This is a genomic window from Streptomyces mauvecolor, assembly GCF_039532965.1.
GTDB lineage: Bacteria > Actinomycetota > Actinomycetes > Streptomycetales > Streptomycetaceae > Streptomyces > Streptomyces violascens.
The window spans coordinates 66,531-83,139 of the sequence record NZ_BAAASQ010000027.1 but is presented as its reverse complement, the minus strand read 5'-3'; the positions used below and the strand labels follow the sequence as shown (position 1 = coordinate 83,139).

Below are 16,609 nucleotides of genomic sequence, written 5' to 3'. Positions count from 1 at the left end.
TCAATCCGCCGGCATCACCAAACCGCCATGGATCGCAGTGAAACAGCACCAAACGCTCAGTGAGAGCCCGCGTCCGTACCCCGTCCGGATCGGACACGGGCTCCGGGAGTTCACACCCGGTGGGCCGAGACCGCCTCGCGGTAGACCTCCAGAGTCCGCTCGGCCACCTTGTCCCACGAGAAGTGCTCCACCGCCCGCGCCCTGCCCGCGGCACCGAGTGCGGCGGCCCGGCCCCGGTCCTCGATCAGGTCGTTGACGGCTTCGGCGAGGCCCGCAGCGAACTTGTCAGGATCGACCGGCTCGCCCGTGGCGTCGTCCCGCGCCTCGAACGCGACGAGCAGCCCGGTCACCCCGTCGTCGACGACCTCGGGGATCCCGCCGACCGCGGAAGCCACGACCGGGGTGCCGCAGGCCATCGCCTCCAGGTTCACGATGCCCATCGGCTCGTACACCGAGGGGCACACGAACACCGTTGCGTGGGTGAGGAGTTGACGCACCGAGTCCTGGTCCAGCATCCCGTCGATGCGGAAGACCCCGTCGCGTACCGTGCGCAGTTCCTCGACGAGTTCCGCGACCTCGGCGGCGATCTCGGGCGTGTCGGGCTGTCCGCAGCACAGCACCAGCTGGACGTCCGAGCGCAGGCCGAACGCGGCCCGCAGCAGGTGCGGCAGCCCCTTCTGGCGGGTGACGCGGCCGACGAACAGCACTATGGGCAGGTCCGGGTCGATGCCGTACCGCTCCAGTGCGTCCGGGCGCGGGTCGGGCCGGTAGGCCTCGGGGTCGATGCCGTTGTGGATGACGTGCACCCGCTCGGGGTCGACGTCGGGGTAGACGCGCAGGATGTCGTCGCGCATCGCCGCCGACACGGCGATCAGAGCCGAGGCGGACTGTGCGGCCGTGCGTTCCATCCAGCACGACAGGGCGTATCCGCCGCCGAGTTGCTCGGCCTTCCAGGGCCGCAGCGGCTCCAGGCTGTGCAGCGTCATGATGTGCGGCACGCCGTGCAGCAGGCTTGCGAGGTTCCCGGCCATGTTCGCGTACCAGGTGTGGCTGTGCACGACGTCCGTTCCGGCGCAGTCGGCGGCCATCGCCGCGTCCGCCCCGAGGAATCCCAGCGCGGCGTCCGCCGCGGCGAGGCGAGCCGGTGGCTCGTATGCGTCAACGCCCGGTTCCGTTCTGGCCGTTCCCAGACAGCGCACTTGTACGTCGGCGAGCCGGCGCAGCCCCCGCGTCAGCTCGGCCACGTGAACGCCGGCTCCGCCGTAGACCTCGGGCGGGTATTCACGGGTGAGTAGATCGATGCGCATTCCCTCTCCTTTCGTCGTACGACCCACGAGGCGGTTCAGCAGCAGCCTCCCGTTATCGAGTTTGGCGTCGCCATGCCAGCGCGACCGACGGCAGGCGATATCAGAGAGGGGCCCGATGTGAACACCATAGCCCCGCTGAGAATTACCCCTATCGAGAACATTGCGACGATGATCAGCCACAATCCCTTCGACCCCATTGAAATATCCCCCACTTGGACAACTCAATTTGACTAGACGAGTCAATCAGGCGTGACCTTTTCAGTCAAGTATAGGTTGGGCAATACGTGATCTTGGTCGTTACGGAGGATAGAATTCCGAATCTGCCCCGGCGCTGGAGCACGAAAGCAGCCAAACTGCGCCCTGTAGACCTCAAAAAACGTGACGCGGACGCTTGCAGGCGCCTGACTTGCGGGTAGCATCACCTGTAATGATCTGAGTCAAGCACCGTTGCTCAAGGAGTCGCCGTGGATCACTCTGAGCCTTCTTCTCCCGTCGGCCTCGGGCAGCGCATCCGGGAGCTCCGGGTCCGGCGCGGACTCAAACAGCAGGACCTCGCGTCCGAAGAGATCTCCACCAGCTACGTGTCGCTGATCGAGTCCGGCAAGCGGGCGCCGTCCGACACGGTGCTCGGCACGCTGGCGGACAAGCTGGGCTGCTCCGCCGAATATCTGCGCACCGGCCGCGACCAGCACGAGATGGAGGAGGCCAGGCTCAAGCTGGCCTTCGGTGACATGGCCCTGCGCAATGGCGCCGACGGCGAGGCGCTGCAGACCTTCAGCGAGCTGCTCGGCGGCTCGCTGCCGCTGGATGCCGCCATGAAGCGACGCGCCCGCATGGGCCAGGCATCCGCGCTCGAGAAGCTCGGGCGCCTGGAGGCCGCGATCCCCCTCCTTGAGGAGATCTTCGCCGACCGCGCGCTGGCGGCTGGCTCGGACGAGTGGTGCCGTACCGCGGTGGCGCTGTGCCGCTGCTACCGCAACATGGGCGACATCACGGTCAGCATCGAGATCGGTGAGCGGGCCATGAGCAAGCTGGACTCATTGGGGCTGGATGTGACAGTCGATCACGTCCAGCTCGGCTCGACCCTCATGGGCTCCTATCGGCATCGAGGCGACCACACCCGCGCGCATTTGCTCGCTCAGCGCCTCATCCCCATCGCCGAGAAGCAAGGTGCGCGGGCCGCGCGGGGCGCGGTGTACTGGAACGCGGGCCTGGTCGCCCAGTCGCGCGGACAGCTCACCGAGGCCCTCGCCCTGATCGAGCGGGCGCTGGCGATGATGGCCGAGGACGACAACATCCGGCATGTCGCCATGCTCAAGATGAACTACGGGTGGTTGCTGCTGCAGACCGAGTCCGGGGACCTCGGCCGAGCCAAAGACCTCCTGGAGGGGGCGCAGCAGTCGCTCGCGGAGACCGGCAATGCCGACGAGCTCGCGCGCTGCGAACTCCATCTGGCCGAGGCCGATACCGCGCTGGGCAACTGGACCGAGGCGACCGCACACGCGGAACGCGCTCTCGGCCTCCTCGGCAGCGAACCCCGCGTCCTCGCGGTCGCCGCCCGTACCGCCCTCGCCCAGTTGCACTTCCTGCGGCGGGAGAATGACCTCGGCAAGCAAGTACTCGAAGCCGCCACGCGTCAGTTGCGGCACTTCCCCGCCTCGTACGAGACCGCGGCGTACTGGCGCCGGATCGGCGACCTCTGGAAGGACGAGGGCCACGCCAAGCAGGCCCTCGCAGCCTACGACGCGGCCCTGTCGGCGACTGGCTTCCAGCCCACGCCCAACCTGCGCGACGTCCTCAGCGAGCAGGCGTCGCGCTAGCCGCCGACCCCGTCACCACACCCAGCACCCGGTCGCGCAGCGCCTCCATCGCGGCCGGGGTCTCGGCCTCCACGTGGATGCGTACCAAGGGGACCGTGCGGGCGGCCCGTACGTTGAACCAGGAGCCGTCGCCGAACTCCCCGGTGACGCCGTCGAGGTGGTCGAGTTCGGCCTCGGTGGCCGCGAAGTGCGCGGTGACGCGGTGCAGGGCCGCCACGGGGTCCTCGACCCGGATGCCGATCTCGCCGGAGCCCGGGTAGCGGTCGTGGCCGGCGGCCAGTTCCGAGAGCCTGCGGCCCGAGTGGCCGAGCTCCGCGACCAGGTGCAGGGCCGTGAGCATGGCCGAGTCCGCGCACCAGAAGTCGCGGAAGTAGGCGCGGCCCGAGTGCGAGCCGCCGAAGGCCGCGCCCTGTTCGGCCATGAGGGAGCGGATGGCCGCGCGCCCGACCCGGCAGCGCAGCGGGATGCCGCCGGCCGCCTCGACCGCCTCGATGGCGGAGCGCGAGGTGACGAGGTCGTGGACCACGGCGGCGCCGGGCCGCCGGGCGAGTTCGCGCGCCGCGACGAGCCCGATGACCGCGGCGGGCGGGACGGCCGCGCCCCGCTCGTCCACGGCGCGGCAGCGGTCCGCACCCGCGTCGAAGGCGAGCCCCAGGTCCGCTCCCGTACGCCGCACCCACTCCCCCAGGTCCCGGCTTTCCTGCCGTGACCGCTCGTCGGTGCCCGGGAACCGTACGGGCACGAGCTCCACCGCCGGGTGCAGCACCCGGGGTGCGGTGAGCGCGGCCATGCCGTGGGCCGCGTCGACCACCACCTTCAGCGGCCGGATGCCGGTGAGGTCGACCAGGGAGCGCAGATGCCGCGCGTATTCGTCGAGGACCGGCGCGGCGACCGTGGAGCCGGGCTCGTCCGCCATCGGCGGGCGGGGCCCCGTGAGCCGCTCCCTGATCGCTTCGAGCCCCGTGCCCTCGGCGACCGTCACCGCGCCGGCCCGGCACAGCCGGATGCCGTGGGGCGCGCCGGGGCCGTGGCCCGAAGTGACCAGAGCGCCGGGCACCTCAAGCTTCCCCGACAGATAGGTCAGGCAGTCGGCCGGTCCGGGGCCGGCGTCGAGGACGTCCGCACCCTGGTCGAGCACCCCTTGGGCGAAGGCGTCCGCGAGCGCCGGCGAGGAGCCGCGCAGGTCGTGCGCCACCGCGACCACGGGCGCCCCGGTGAGCAGGGCGAAGGCGGCGCCGGTCCGATAGGCGCCGCCCAGGTCCAGCTCGTCGGGGACCCGGCCGCGGATGCCGTACGTCCCGACGATCCGCTCGGCCGTGCCGCGTACCTCACTCATCGTCGCTCTCCTGGGGGTTCGGGCGGAGCCAGAAGGTGGCCAGCGGGGGCAGGGTGAGGGCGGCGCTCCGGGCGCGGCCGTGCCAGGGCACCGGCTCGGGCGCGATGACGCCGGGGTTCACCACGCCGCTGCCGCCGTAGCGTTCGGCGTCGCTGTTGAGGACCTCCGTCCACGCGGCGGCGTCGGGAAGGCCGATGCGGTAGCCGGTGCGGACCACCGGGGAGAAGTTGCAGACGACGACCAGGGGGCGGCCTTCGGCGTCGTACCGCACGAAGGACAGGACGTTGTCCTCGGACCGGGATCCGTCGATCCAGGAGAAGCCCGACGGGTCGCAGTCGAGCTCCCACAGGGCGGGGGTCGCGGTGTAGACCTGGTTCAGATCACTGACCAGGGAGCGGATGCCGCGGTGGCCGGCATGGCCGGGCCAGTCCTCGTCGAGGACCCACCACTGCGGCCCGCGATCGTGGTCGAATTCCTCACCCTGCGCGAACTCCTGGCCCATGAAAAGGAGTTGCTTTCCCGGATGGGCCCACATGTAACCGAGAGTGGCGCGGAGATTCGCGCGCTGCTGCCACCAGTCCCCCGGCATCTTCGCGACCAGCGATCGCTTGCCGTGCACCACCTCGTCGTGTGAGAGGGGCAGCACAAACGCCTCGCTGTAGGCGTACACCATCGAGAAGGTCAACTCGTCGTGGTGATACGCGCGGTGGACCGGGTCGCGGGCGACATAGCCGAGCGAATCGTGCATCCAGCCCATGTTCCACTTGAGGTCGAAACCGAGCCCGCCGAATCCGTCCTGGCCGACCTCGTAGGTGGGCCGGGTCACGCCCGGCCAGGACGTCGACTCCTCGGCGATGGTGAGGGCGCCCGGGGCGCGGCGGCGCACAGTATCGGTCATTTCCTGGAGGAAGGCGACGGCGGCCAGGTTTTCCCGTCCGCCGTGCTCATTGGGGCTCCAGCCGCCCTCCTCCCGGGAATAGTCCAGGTAGAGCATCGAGGCGACCGCGTCCACGCGTATCGCGTCGACATGGAATTCGGTGCACCAGTAGACGGCGTTGGCGACAAGGAAGTTGCGTACCTCGCGTCGGCCGTAGTCGAATTCCAGGGTGCCCCAGTCCGGATGATGGGCACGCCGGGTGTCGGCGGGTTCGTAAAGGGGTTCGCCGTCGAATCGGGAAAGGGCGAACTCGTCCTTCGGGAAGTGGGCCGGCACCCAGTCCGCGATGACCCCGATCCCGGCGCCGTGCAGCGCGTCCACGAGGTAGCGGAAGTCGTCGGGGGTGCCCAGGCGCGCGGTCGGGGCGAAGTAGCCGGTCACCTGGTAGCCCCAGGAGCCGCCGAAGGGATGTTCCATCACCGGCATGAGCTCCACATGCGTGAACCCCAGGCCGGCGACGTATTTCGGCAATTCCTCGGCAAGCTGACGGTAGGTCAGACCAGGTCGCCATGACGGAATGTGGACCTCGTAGACCGACAGGGGACGCTGCCGGCAGTCCTCGCCGCCCCGCTGGGCCATCCACTCGGCGTCGCCCCAGACGTACGCGGACGCGTGGACGACGGAGGCGGTCGCGGGCGGGCACTCGGCGGCGCGGGCCAGCGGGTCGGCCTTCTGGAGCATGCGGCCGTCACGGGTGTGAATCTCGTACTTGTAGCGGGTGCCGGGCCCGGCGTCCGGCACGAACAGCTCCCATACGCCGCTGGAGCCGAGCGAGCGCATGGGGTGCGCGACGCCGTTCCAGCCGTTGAAGTCGCCGATGACACGCACCCCTTGGGCGTTGGGAGCCCACACCGCGAAGGCGGTGCCGGTGACGCCTTCAAGGGTGCGGACCCGGGCGCCGAGCGCCTGCCACAGCTCCCAGTGCCGACCCTCCGTGATGAGGTGCAGGTCGAGGTCGCCGAGGGTGGGCAGGAAGCGGTAGCCGTCCTCGTGGCTCTCCTCGCGCTCGCCGTAGGTGACGTGGAGCCGGTAGGAGGGCACCGCGGCGCCCGGAAGGAGGCCGGTGAACAACCCGTCGCGCTGGTGGGTGAGTTCGACCCGGGCCCCGTCCGCGGTGACCGCCGTCACGCTGCGGGCGAGCGGGCGCAGCGCCCTGACCGCGACACCGTCCGCGACCGGGTGCGCGCCGAGCACGCCGTGCGGGTCGTGGTGCGCCCCCGCGAGCAGCCGGTCGAGCTCGGCGTCGGCCATGTGGGTCGTCAAGTGCCGGGTCTGGAGCACGGGTTGGGGTCCTTTCAGGGATGTCCGGTGGGTCAGCGGGAGCCCGTGAGCCGGTGGATCGCGGCCAGCGGAACGGGCAGCAGGGCCGGGCGGTGCCGCGCCTCGTAGACCGCCTCGTACACCGCCTTGTCCGCCTCGAAGGCGCGCAGCGGCACGGGCCGGCAGTAGGGGTCGGCGCCGCCCGCGTCGCGGTAGCCGTCGCAGAAGGCACGGCGGTTGCGGACGGCCCAGGCGTACGCCCGCCGGGTACGCCGCAGCCGGGGGCCGGGGCCCTCCTCGGCGGACCGTTCGTGCACGTCGGCGAGGGCGGTGCGGGCGGCGTAGTCGAAGGAGCGCAGCATGGAGGCGACGTCGCGCANGTCGAAGGAGCGCAGCATGGAGGCGACGTCGCGCAGCGCGGACTGCGGCCGGGTCCGTTCGGCGGCGGGGGTGGCGGGCTGGCCCTCGAAGTCGATGATCCGCCAGCCGTCTGCGGTGCGCAGCGCCTGCCCCAGGTGCAGGTCGCCGTGCGTGCGTTGGGCCAGCATCGGGCAGCCGCGTGCGGCCATGGCCGCGTAGTCCTCGTACAGGGCGCCGAGCGCGGTGCGGTAGCGGGCGAGCGCAGGCACCTCGTCGACGGCTTCGGCCAGGCGGCGTTTCATGTGCGCGGCATCGTCGGCCACCGCGCCCGGCCCGAGCAGATGGCGCGGGAACGCCTCGGCGAGCGCGGTGTGGACCTCGGCGACCGCCTGGCCGAGGGTGCGGGCGTGTGCGGTGAAGCCGCCGGTCGCGGGGATGGTGCGGCAGCTGCCCTCGATGCAGTCGGCGGCGTGCCGCACCGCGCTCTCCCACCCGTCGGCCTCGGCGGGCAGGAAGTCTTCGAGAAGGCCGAGCACCAGGCCCTCGCCGCCCGGCGCGTCGGTGTGCAGCGCGCCGTGGAGGCGGGGCGTGCGGGTGCAGCGCTGTTCGGTGAGGGCGCGCAGGGCGTCGATCTCGGCGTGCGGGCCCGGCTCCGGCCGCCGGTACAGCTTGAGCAGCAGCCGGTCGCCGTACGCCACTGTGCTGTTGCTCTGCTCGGCGGTCAGCGCCCGGGGTACGAGGCCGACGGGCAGGGGCAGTGCGGAGGTGCGGACGAGGCGCGGCCCGCCGGTGCCGTCGCGCAGGGCCAGGGTGCGCAGGAGCACCCCGAGCAGCGCCGGGTCCTCGACGGCCTCGTACAGGGTCCAGCCGCACCAGGGCCCGTCCGGCACCTCGGCGATGGCGGACGGGGCGAGGCGCGCGGGGAGGTCCGGGCGCAGCCCGAGCAGGAGCTGGTAGAGCCGCTCGGGGCCACCGCCGTGGCGGGCCCGGAGCACGGCGTGGACCAGCGCCGGGGCCTGTTCGCGTACGACGGTGACGGCGACCGGGGTGAGTTCGACGAGGGGCCCGCCGCCGCCCGCGAACCAGCGGCGGGTGACCAGCCACGGTTCGAGGGCGGGCAGCAGCGGGGCCAGGATGCCCGGCTCGGTGGCGGTGACGCTCATGGCGTCGGCCCGTCGGCGAGCGGGGTCAGCAGATGCGCGGGGGTATCCGACGGCTCCAGGCGTACGTAGGTGTGTGGGTGCCAGGTGTGGAGCTCGCCGGTGAGTTCGTCGCGCACCTTCAGGGAGCCGTCCTCGGGCAGGCCGAGTGCGGCGAGGTCGAAGGAGACGGTGGCCTCGCTCGCGTGGTGCGGGTCGAGGTTGACGACCGCGAGGACGGTGTCGCTGGTGCCGTCCGGGAGCCTCAACTGCTTGGAATAGGCCAGGACTTGATCGTGGTCGGTGGGGTGGAAGCGCAGGTTCTTGAGCTCCTGGAGGGCGGGGTGGGTGCGGCGCAGCTCGTTGAGGCGGGTGATCAGCGGCGCGATGGTGCGGCCCTCTGCCTCGGCGGCTGCCCAGTCGCGGGGCCGCAGCTCGTACTTCTCGGAGCGGGCGTAGTCCTCGGTGCCCGCCGCGAGCGCCTCGCCCTCGCACAGCTCGTAGCCCGCGTACATGCCCCAGGTCGGCGCGAGGGTCGCGGCGAGCACCGCGCGCGCCTCGAAGGCGGGCCTGCCGCCGTTCTGGAGGTAGGCATGCAGGATGTCGGGGGTGTTGACGAACAGGTTGGGCCGAAGGAAGTCGGCACTGTCCTGGGCGAGTTCGGCGCCGTACTCGGTGAGCTCCTCCTTGGTGTTCTTCCAGGTGAAGTAGGTGTACGACTGCTGGAAGCCGGCCTGGGCGAGGGCGTGCACCATGGCCCGGCGGGTGAACGCCTCGGCGAGGAAGACCACGTCGGGGTCGGTCGTACGGACCGCTGCGATGACGCGCTCCCAGAAGGCGACCGGTTTGGTGTGCGGGTTGTCGACGCGGAAGATGCGGACGCCCTGGGCGGTCCAGTGCCGCAGGATCCGTACGGTCTCGGCGACAAGGCCCTCGAAGTCGGTGTCGAAGTCGAGGGGGTGGATGTCCTCGTACTTCTTCGGCGGGTTCTCGGCGGAGGCGATGGTGCCGTCCGCGCGGTGGGTGAACCACTCGGGGTGCTCGGTGAGCCAGGGGTGGTCGGGCGAGCACTGGAGCGCGAAGTCCAGTGCCACCTCCAGACCCAACTCCTGTGCCCTGAGGACGAATTGACGGAAGTCGTCGAGGGTGCCGAGCGCCGGGTGGACGGCGTCGTGGCCGCCGTCGGCGGAGCCGATCGCCCAGGGCGAGCCCACGTCGTCGGGGCCCGCGGTGAGCGCGTTGTCCGGGCCCTTGCGGTGGCTGCGTCCGATGGGGTGGACGGGCGGCAGGTACACCACGTCGAAGCCCATCGCGGCGACGGCCGGAAGGCGCTCGGCGGCGGTCCTGAACGTGCCACTGACGGGCGGCCTCCCCGGGGTGAGCACTGCCCCCTCGGAGCGCGGGAACAGCTCGTACCAGGAGCCGACGAGGGCGCGCCGGCGCTCGACGAGGAGGTGCAGCGGCCGGGAGGCGGTGACCAGTTCACGCAGCGGACGGGCGTCCAGCGCGGCGATCACCTTCGGGTCGGTGGTCGCGGCGAGCCGACGGGGGGTGGGGCTCGCTTCGTCGCGCAGCGCCCCCGCTGCCGCTGTCACCGCCTCCCGGCGGTCCGGGTCCGGGATCGCGAGGGCGGCCCGCTCGTGCAGCAGGGCCCCCTCGGCGAGCATCAGCTCCACATCGACCCCGGCGGGAATCTTCAGCTGTGCGTCGCGGCGCCAGGTGCCGACGGGGTCGGCCCAGGCCTCCACGGTGTAGGTCCAGAGTCCGGCGGCGTCCAGGACGACGGTGGCCTCCCAGCGGTCGGCGTCGGCGTCGACGAGTGCCATCGGCGTCCAGGGTCCCGGCCGTCCCGCCGGGTCGCGGAGCACGACGTTGGCGCCGACGAGGCCGCTGCCCTCGCGGAAGACGGTGGCGCCGATGGTGACGCTCTCACCGGTCACCGCCTTGGCGGGCACCTCGCCACCCCGCACCTGCGGCGTGACGTCGAGGACCGGGATGCGGGCGCCCCGGGGCGCGGTCGGCATCGCGGCACGTGCGGAGGTCATGGAGGTCATCGCGCGCTCCTCACGGCGGCCCCGCGCACCGGGCGCTCCCGGTTCGCGAGCAGGTCGATGATGGTGCGGGCGAACAGGTGGCAGTGGGCGCCGGTCCGCGCGGTGACCAGGTCGTCGTGGACGACGACGTCCTGGTCGACGTACTCGCCGCCCATGTTGCGCAGGTCGCCGAGCAGGTTGTTGTGGACGACCGCGCGCCGCCCGCGCACCAGGGAGGGGACGGGGGCCGCGAGCCACATGCCGTGGCAGATGATGCCCTTGACGATCGCCGGGTCGTTGAACGCCCGGCGCAGGAACGTGGACGCGGGCGGCAGCCGGTCGGGGTCCTCGGTGTAGCGCAGCCGGTCGGAGACCATGCCGGAGGGCACGATCACGGCGGAGAACTCCTTGAGCGCGAACTCGTCGATGTCCTCGAAGGAGCGGGACACCTCGAACGGCATCCGGTGCTCGTGCCCGGTGAAGGTCATCGAGTCCTGGCCCCACAGCCGGGTCAGGAAGTGCACCTCGGCGCCCTCTTCGGGGAAGCGGTGCTGGTAGTAGAGGATCTCCGGTTCGTAGAAGTCGCTCTCCATCAGGACGGCGATCTTGTGGCCGGTGAGTCGCACGGCTACTCCTCCCTCCCTGCGCCGGTGACCAGGTCGATGAGAAACGGCCCCGGGGTGCCGAGCGCCTCGGCGACGGCGGCACCTGCCTGGCCGGGCTTGTCGACGCGTACGGCCGGTACGCCCAGGGACTTGGCCAGCGCGGTGAAGTCGATGGCGGGCCGGCTCAGGTCGAAGATCTCGGGGTGGTCGTGGGCGGGAACGCCGACCGAGCGCCAGTACTGCTCGATGTTGTCCTCGAGCAGCTTGTAGCTGCCGTTGTTGCAGATGACGAACTTGGCGCCGATGTTGTACCGGGCCGCGGTCCACAGCGCCTGGACGGTGTACATCGACCCGCCGTCGCCGGTGAATCCGACGACCACCTTGTCCGGGTGGGCGAGTTGGGCGCCGATCGCACCCGGGATGCCGACGCCGAGGGAGCCGCCGCGGGTCTGGAACCAGTGGCCGGGCCGGGTGGGCGGCAGATGGCGGAAGAGGTCGGGCGATGCGGTCAGCGCCTCGTCGAAGAGGATCGCGTCCTCGGGGAGCCGGCGGGCCAGCTCCTGCGCGAAGGCCGTGGTGGGCAGCGCCAACGGGTCGAGCGCCGCCTCGTTCTTCTGCTGGTTCGCGGCGAGTTCGTAGGACCGCTCGGCGGCCCGGCGCCGCAGCCACTCCTCGGCCCGCCGCCGGTTCACCGGGCTCATCCGGGTCTCCAGCGCGTCGGCGAGCGCGGCCAGGGTGCGCTTCGGGTCGGCGACGAGACCCAGGTTCACGGGGAAGTTCTTGGCGATGGCGTCGGTGTCCAGGTCGATGTGCACGACCGGGGCACCGGGCGCGAAAACACCGTCGAGTGCGGGATAGACCTCGGGCAGCGCATACGTTCCGACGATGAGGACGGCGTCGGCCGCGGCCGTGACCCGGCGGCTGTTCTCGCCGAACATGTGCCCCAACTGCCCCGCGTACGCCGGATGTTCGACCGAGAGGTTGACCTCCGACCAGTCGGCGCCCCACACCTCGGCGCCCCAGGTCTGGGCGAGGCGGCCGAGCTCCTGCTGGGCGCCGGAGAAGTGCACCCCGTCCCCGGCGACGACGATCGGGCGCTCGGCGCCGGCGAGCAGCGAGGCCGCCCGGCCGAGCGCCTCGGGGTCGGGGCTGCTCGCTGTGTCGAGGTAGGTGACCGGCACGGCCTCCTCCGTGGTGGGCCGGTCCATGACATCGGCGGGCAGGACCACGAGCACCGGTCCGTACGGAGGTGTGGCAGCCACCTTGAAGGCGCGGCGCAGGGTGCGCAGGGTGGACTCGGGGTCCACCACGCGGGTGGCCCACTTGGTGACCGGCTCGGCCATGGCCACCAGGTCGGCGGCCATCTGCGCTTCCATGTTGTCGTAGCGCAGACCGGCCTCGCCGGCGATCACCACGAGCGGGGCGTGGCCCCGTTTGGCCTGGTAGAGCATTCCTATGCCGTTGCCGAGGCCCACTCCGGTGTGGAGCTGGACGACGGTGGGGCGGCGGGTGGCCCGCGCGTAGCCGTCCGCCATGCCGACGGCGACGGCCTCCTGCAGTGCGAGGACGTACTCCAGTGAGGGGAAGTGGCGCAGTTCGTCGAGGAATCCCTGCTCGACCGTGCCGGGGTTGCCGAACATGTACCGGACCCCGTCGGCCTGCAGCTGTTCGAGCATCGCGACCCGCGCGGGCCTGCTGACCATGGTGTGCTCACCTCTCGTGCGGAACGGGAACTGCCGTGCTGTTCGGGTCAGTTGGTGAGGAACCCCCACTGGCGCAGGCCCTGCTCCAGGACCTCGACGACCTTCTGGCCGGTGAGGTAGGAGTCGGGGGTGGACCGCCCGGTGATGAACGGGTAGTCGACGATGACCGAGGTCTCCTTGCCGAAGTTGCCGTGGTAGGCGCCGCCGGGGGCGGTGGCGTCGCGCAGGATGTACTCCAGCGGGTACGGCGGCGGCCCGATCACGAAGTCGGTGCCCATGAAGCCGGTGCCGTCCTTGTAGTCGTACTCGATGCAGTGCCCGGTGACGTGCTTGCCCCGGATGATGCTGGTGCGGTCCTCCTGGTCGCGGGCGAAGGCGAGGGCCGCGACGCCGTAGCACTCGGCCGCGATCGGCAGGTCGAGGCCGTGGAAGGCGAGGATCAGGTCGTGCACCCGCCAGTTGTTGGCGAGGTCGACGATGGGACCACTGCCGCCGACGATGAGCAGGGCGTCGTACCGTCCCGCGATCTGCTCGCGGACCTGCTCCAGGCGGGTGTTGTACGCCTCCCAGTCGCGCAGGAAGTACGGCTTGCTGCGGTAGGGGCGGTCGGGCAGCCAGGACGACAGGTCCAGCGGGTCGTCGAGCCGGTCCGAGGTGTCGATCGCCTTGACCTTGGCGGCCATCTCGGGGGTGGTGACCGAGCGGCCGAGCGGCGGGTCGATGTAGTCGGGGTCCATGCTCGGCGGCAGGGCCGGGGCCCGCTTGCCGGTCGGGGTCGCGAAGCTGACGTGATAGCCGGCCTTGTCGAACGTCTCCAGGGGGCCGATCAACTCCTCGCCCCAGTAGCCGTATTCGGACAGGACGACGAGGATGCGCTTGCTCACGGGAGTTCCTCTCCTTGGGGGGTTCCACGTGGTGCCGGGGTCCTGTCTAGGTCCGCCCGCTCGGCCGGTACCAGCCCTCGACGCCCCGGCGCGCAGACATCCACAAGTGGGCGGGCGGACTACGGCATGTCGTGCTCAGGCCCAGGCCACAGGGGGTGCGATGCCCCAACACCCGGCGCTGTGGCCCGAGTTGCCGCAGCCCGGACGACGACTTCACGCAGTGCGTACCGGCCACGAACCGGGCCGTGCGCGGCGGTCGCGGGCTGTGCCGGAATCGGTGGGCGGCACCGCGCCCCGGATGCCGCGCCGAGTCCTGCCGCGGGCCCCGGGCCCGCGCACTGAAGGGAGTCAGCCATGACGGCCGAAAAGACCGCGCCCGGCACGGGCATCGCCGCGTTCGTCCAGCACTGGTTCGACATTCTCAGCAGCCACGAGCCCGTCGAGGAACTCCTCGCCCACATCGTCGACGACGGCCTGGAGATGGTGTTCCCCGAGCGCACCCTGCGCAGCCACGCCGACTTCCGCGAGTGGTACGAGGTGGTCGGCGAGGCCTTCACCGACCAGAGCCATGTGGTCGAGCGCCTCGACGTCTCCGAGGACAGCACCGGCGTCGACATCTCGCTGACCGTCGTGTGGACGGCCAAGCAGACCTCCGACGGCTCCGTCAGCTCGTTCCGCATCGGCCAGACCTGGCGCCTGGTCCGCGAGGCCGGCACCGGCCGGCCGCTCATCTCCGGCTACCGCGTCGGCGACCTCAACCCGGCCTGACCGCGCCCACCCCGATCCAGGAGGTTCCATGTCGCCCCGTTCCACGGGCAATTCAGCGCCTCGCGCCTTCGACTTCATCGTGGTCGGCGCCGGGTCGGCCGGCTGCGCCGTGGCGAGCCGGCTCAGCGAGGACGAGAACACGGCCGTGCTCGTCCTGGAGGCGGGCGGCTGGGACGAGCGCCCCGAGATACACCGCTCGGACGCGGCCGCGGTGCTCGCGCTGCTCACCTCCGAGTGGAGCCCCGAGATCGACTGGGGGTACGCCACCGAGCCCGAACCCGCCATGGACGGCCGCCGGATCCCGGTCGCCCGGGGCAAGGTGGCCGGCGGCTGCAGCTCGGTGAACGCGCTGATGTGGGTGCGCGGCAGCCGCTACGACTACGACCGCTGGGCGGCGCTCGGCAACGCCGGCTGGTCCTACGACGACGTCCTGCCGTACTTCCGGCGCTCCGAGGACTACTCGGGAGGCGGCTCGGACCTGCGCGGCAGCGGCGGCCCGGTACGGGTGCGCGACCTCGACGACCCGACCCCGCTCGCCGGGGCGTTCGTCGCGGGAGCTGCCGAACTCGGGTACAAATCAAGCGAGTCGGACTACAACGCCGGGCGGCAGGACGGCTTCGGCTTCCTGTACCAGACGACCCGGGACGACACCGGGGCGCGTTCCTCCACGGCGGACGGCTATCTGCGTCCCGCCCTCGACCGGCCCAACCTGACCGTCGAGGTGCGGGCCCGGGCCACCCGGCTGATCCTGGACGGCACCCGGGTCACGGGCGTCGAGTACGAGCAGGACGGGCGGCTGCACAGGGCCGTCGCCGAGCAGGAGGTCGTGGTCTCGGCAGGAGCCTTCGAATCCCCGAAGCTGCTCATGCTGTCGGGGATCGGCCCGGCCGCGCATCTGCGCTCGCACGGCATCGACTGCGTACAGAATCTGCCCGGGGTCGGCGGCAACCTCCAGGACCACCTGTTCGTGCCGGTCTGCTACCAGTCGCTCCAGGAGCACCCCGAGGGCGCGCTGCTCTCCGAGGCCGGGCTCTTCACCCACACCAAGGACGCGGGTCCCGGTGAGCCGCCCGACCTCCAGTTCACGTTCGGGCCCGTCAAGTTCCTGGCGCCCGACGCTCCGGCCGCACATCACGAGGGCCCCGGCTTCACGTTCGCACCGATCTCGCTGCTTCCGCAGAGCCGCGGCCGGCTCCGGCTGCGCAGCGCCGACCCGTCGGCCAACGCGGTCGTGCGCGCCAACTACCTTGCGTCTGCTGCCGATACGGATGTGCTGGTGCACGGCATTCTGCTGGCCAGGGAGCTCGCGCACACCTCCGCTTTCGTCCCGTTCCGCGGCGCGGAGCTGGGCCCGGGCGAGCACGTGAGGGACCCGCGCGAACTGCGCGGCTACGTCGCCGCCCATGCGACCACCCTGTGGCACCCGGTCGGCACCTGCCGCATGGGCACCGGGCCCGACGCGGTCACCGACGCCGAATTGCGGGTGCACGGCATCGACGGCCTTCGGGTCGCCGACGCGTCCGTCATGCCGACGATCGTCGCCGGGAACACCAACGCACCGAGCGTGATGATCGGCGAGAAGGCGGCCGATCTCATCAAGAAGTCCTTCCTTCACCCGTCACTCCGGACCGAGGGGAATCCCCATGCCCACGTCTGACCACCTCCGGCTGTACGAGCGGTTCCTCACCGCGCTCAACACCGAGGACTACGCCGAGATCGCCCGCGTGATCGGCGCCGACTTCGAGGACCACCACCCGGGCTTCGACATCAAGGGCCTTGAGTCGTACCTCGACGCCCTGCGCGGTGCCCACCGCACGCTCGCCATCAAGGGCGAGCTCCTGGAGACCATCGAGTCGGGCGACAAGCTGATCACCCGGGTGCGCCTGACCGGCGCCCACCAGGACACCGTACTCGGCTTCCCCGCGACCGGCCGCAAGGTGGAGTGGACCACCACCGAGATCTGGCGGATCCAGGACGACCGCCTCGTGGAGCGCTGGGCGGAGGACGATCTGCTCGGCCTGCGCGGCCAGTTGTCGCCCGACGAGGAGAACGTCGCCGTCGTGCAGAAGGTCAGCGACGCCGTCAACGAGCGCCGCTACGACGACCTCGACGACCTGTTCGGCCCCACGTTCAAGGACAACAACCCGGCGTGGGACGTGCAGAGCCTGGACGAGCTCAAGGGCATCATCAAGGCCGCCCACGACGCCCTCGACTTCAAGGTCACCCTCGACGCCCTGTATGCCGCCGCGCCCGACAAGGTGATCATGCACATCACCTTCCACGGCAAGCACATCGCGCCGTTCTTCGGCATGGAGGCCAGCGGCAAGGAGGTGTCGTGGACCAGCCTGGAGGTCTACCGCCTGGAGAACTTCAAGGTGGTGGAGCGCTGGGTGCAGGCCGACACCGCCGGCCTGATGCGCCAGCTCGACGTGCCGCTCCCGTAAGTACGCGCCGACC

Annotated in this window: 12 protein-coding genes; 4 read left to right on the top strand and 8 right to left on the bottom strand. The window is 71.3% G+C overall.

Features of this window, described 5'->3' with window-relative positions; translation table 11 throughout:
- Positions 1 to 110 precede the first annotated feature (110 nt).
- Positions 111 to 1,307: a glycogen synthase gene (glgA, locus tag ABD346_RS31095; protein ID WP_344379404.1), complete on the bottom strand. Its 1,197-nt coding sequence runs from the start codon at positions 1,305 to 1,307 to the stop codon at positions 111 to 113.
- 464 nt (positions 1,308 to 1,771) lie between these two features.
- Between glgA and ABD346_RS31090 the strand changes: the two genes are divergently transcribed.
- Positions 1,772 to 3,127: a helix-turn-helix domain-containing protein gene (locus ABD346_RS31090; RefSeq protein WP_344379403.1), complete on the top strand. Its 1,356-nt coding sequence runs from the start codon at positions 1,772 to 1,774 to the stop codon at positions 3,125 to 3,127.
- Here the strand turns inward: ABD346_RS31090 and ABD346_RS31085 are convergent.
- The 7 genes from ABD346_RS31085 to ABD346_RS31055 form a co-directional block, all read right to left on the bottom strand.
- Complete coding sequence (locus tag ABD346_RS31085; protein ID WP_344379402.1) at positions 3,105 to 4,463, bottom strand: phosphohexomutase domain-containing protein; 1,359 nt, start codon at positions 4,461 to 4,463, stop codon at positions 3,105 to 3,107. The genes ABD346_RS31090 and ABD346_RS31085 overlap by 23 nt on opposite strands.
- The gene (gene glgB / locus ABD346_RS31080; protein WP_344379409.1) at positions 4,456 to 6,651 is read right to left on the bottom strand and encodes a 1,4-alpha-glucan branching protein GlgB; all 2,196 of its coding nucleotides are present in this window, start codon (positions 6,649 to 6,651) and stop codon (positions 4,456 to 4,458) included. Before glgB ends, ABD346_RS31085 begins: the two co-directional genes overlap by 8 nt.
- A 62-nt stretch (positions 6,652 to 6,713) precedes the next feature.
- Complete coding sequence (locus tag ABD346_RS31075) at positions 6,714 to 8,183, bottom strand: maltokinase N-terminal cap-like domain-containing protein (protein ID WP_344379401.1); 1,470 nt, start codon at positions 8,181 to 8,183, stop codon at positions 6,714 to 6,716.
- Positions 8,180 to 10,213, bottom strand: a complete 2,034-nt coding sequence (locus ABD346_RS31070) for an alpha-1,4-glucan--maltose-1-phosphate maltosyltransferase (RefSeq protein ID WP_344379400.1) — start codon at positions 10,211 to 10,213, stop codon at positions 8,180 to 8,182. Before ABD346_RS31070 ends, ABD346_RS31075 begins: the two co-directional genes overlap by 4 nt.
- Positions 10,210 to 10,818 (bottom strand): DJ-1/PfpI family protein, encoded by a 609-nt coding sequence (locus ABD346_RS31065; protein ID WP_344379399.1) that lies wholly within the window; start codon positions 10,816 to 10,818, stop codon positions 10,210 to 10,212. Before ABD346_RS31065 ends, ABD346_RS31070 begins: the two co-directional genes overlap by 4 nt.
- A gap of 2 nt (positions 10,819 to 10,820) precedes the next feature.
- Positions 10,821 to 12,500: a thiamine pyrophosphate-binding protein gene (locus ABD346_RS31060; RefSeq protein WP_344379398.1), complete on the bottom strand. Its 1,680-nt coding sequence runs from the start codon at positions 12,498 to 12,500 to the stop codon at positions 10,821 to 10,823.
- Positions 12,501 to 12,547: 47 nt separating this feature from the next.
- On the bottom strand, positions 12,548 to 13,384 hold the full coding sequence (locus ABD346_RS31055) for a type 1 glutamine amidotransferase domain-containing protein (protein WP_344379397.1): 837 nt from the start codon (positions 13,382 to 13,384) through the stop codon (positions 12,548 to 12,550).
- A 354-nt stretch (positions 13,385 to 13,738) separates the two neighbouring features.
- Between ABD346_RS31055 and ABD346_RS31050 the strand changes: the two genes are divergently transcribed.
- Genes ABD346_RS31050 through ABD346_RS31040 form a run of 3 tightly spaced genes read left to right on the top strand, consistent with a single transcriptional unit; the run spans position 13,739 to position 16,596 of the window.
- Complete coding sequence (locus tag ABD346_RS31050) at positions 13,739 to 14,152, top strand: nuclear transport factor 2 family protein (RefSeq protein WP_344379395.1); 414 nt, start codon at positions 13,739 to 13,741, stop codon at positions 14,150 to 14,152.
- A 28-nt stretch (positions 14,153 to 14,180) separates the two neighbouring features.
- Positions 14,181 to 15,809 carry a GMC family oxidoreductase gene (locus ABD346_RS31045; protein ID WP_344379394.1) on the top strand — a complete coding sequence of 543 codons (1,629 nt, stop codon included), beginning with the start codon at positions 14,181 to 14,183 and terminating at the stop codon, positions 15,807 to 15,809.
- Complete coding sequence (locus ABD346_RS31040) at positions 15,796 to 16,596, top strand: ester cyclase (protein ID WP_344379393.1); 801 nt, start codon at positions 15,796 to 15,798, stop codon at positions 16,594 to 16,596. The genes ABD346_RS31045 and ABD346_RS31040 overlap by 14 nt, the downstream gene beginning before the upstream one ends.
- The last annotated feature ends 13 nt before the right edge of the window (positions 16,597 to 16,609 follow it).

Coding starts and splice junctions, on each gene's coding strand:
- glgA (WP_344379404.1), bottom strand. CDS start 1,307: ATGCGCATCGATCTACTCACCCGTGAATACCCGCCCGAGGTCTACGGC.
- glgB (WP_344379409.1), bottom strand. CDS start 6,651: ATGGCCGACGCCGAGCTCGACCGGCTGCTCGCGGGGGCGCACCACGAC.
- ABD346_RS31060 (WP_344379398.1), bottom strand. CDS start 12,500: ATGGTCAGCAGGCCCGCGCGGGTCGCGATGCTCGAACAGCTGCAGGCC.
- ABD346_RS31070 (WP_344379400.1), bottom strand. CDS start 10,213: ATGACCTCCATGACCTCCGCACGTGCCGCGATGCCGACCGCGCCCCGG.
- ABD346_RS31085 (WP_344379402.1), bottom strand. CDS start 4,463: ATGAGTGAGGTACGCGGCACGGCCGAGCGGATCGTCGGGACGTACGGC.
- ABD346_RS31045 (WP_344379394.1), top strand. CDS start 14,181: ATGTCGCCCCGTTCCACGGGCAATTCAGCGCCTCGCGCCTTCGACTTC.
- ABD346_RS31040 (WP_344379393.1), top strand. CDS start 15,796: ATGCCCACGTCTGACCACCTCCGGCTGTACGAGCGGTTCCTCACCGCG.
- ABD346_RS31050 (WP_344379395.1), top strand. CDS start 13,739: ATGACGGCCGAAAAGACCGCGCCCGGCACGGGCATCGCCGCGTTCGTC.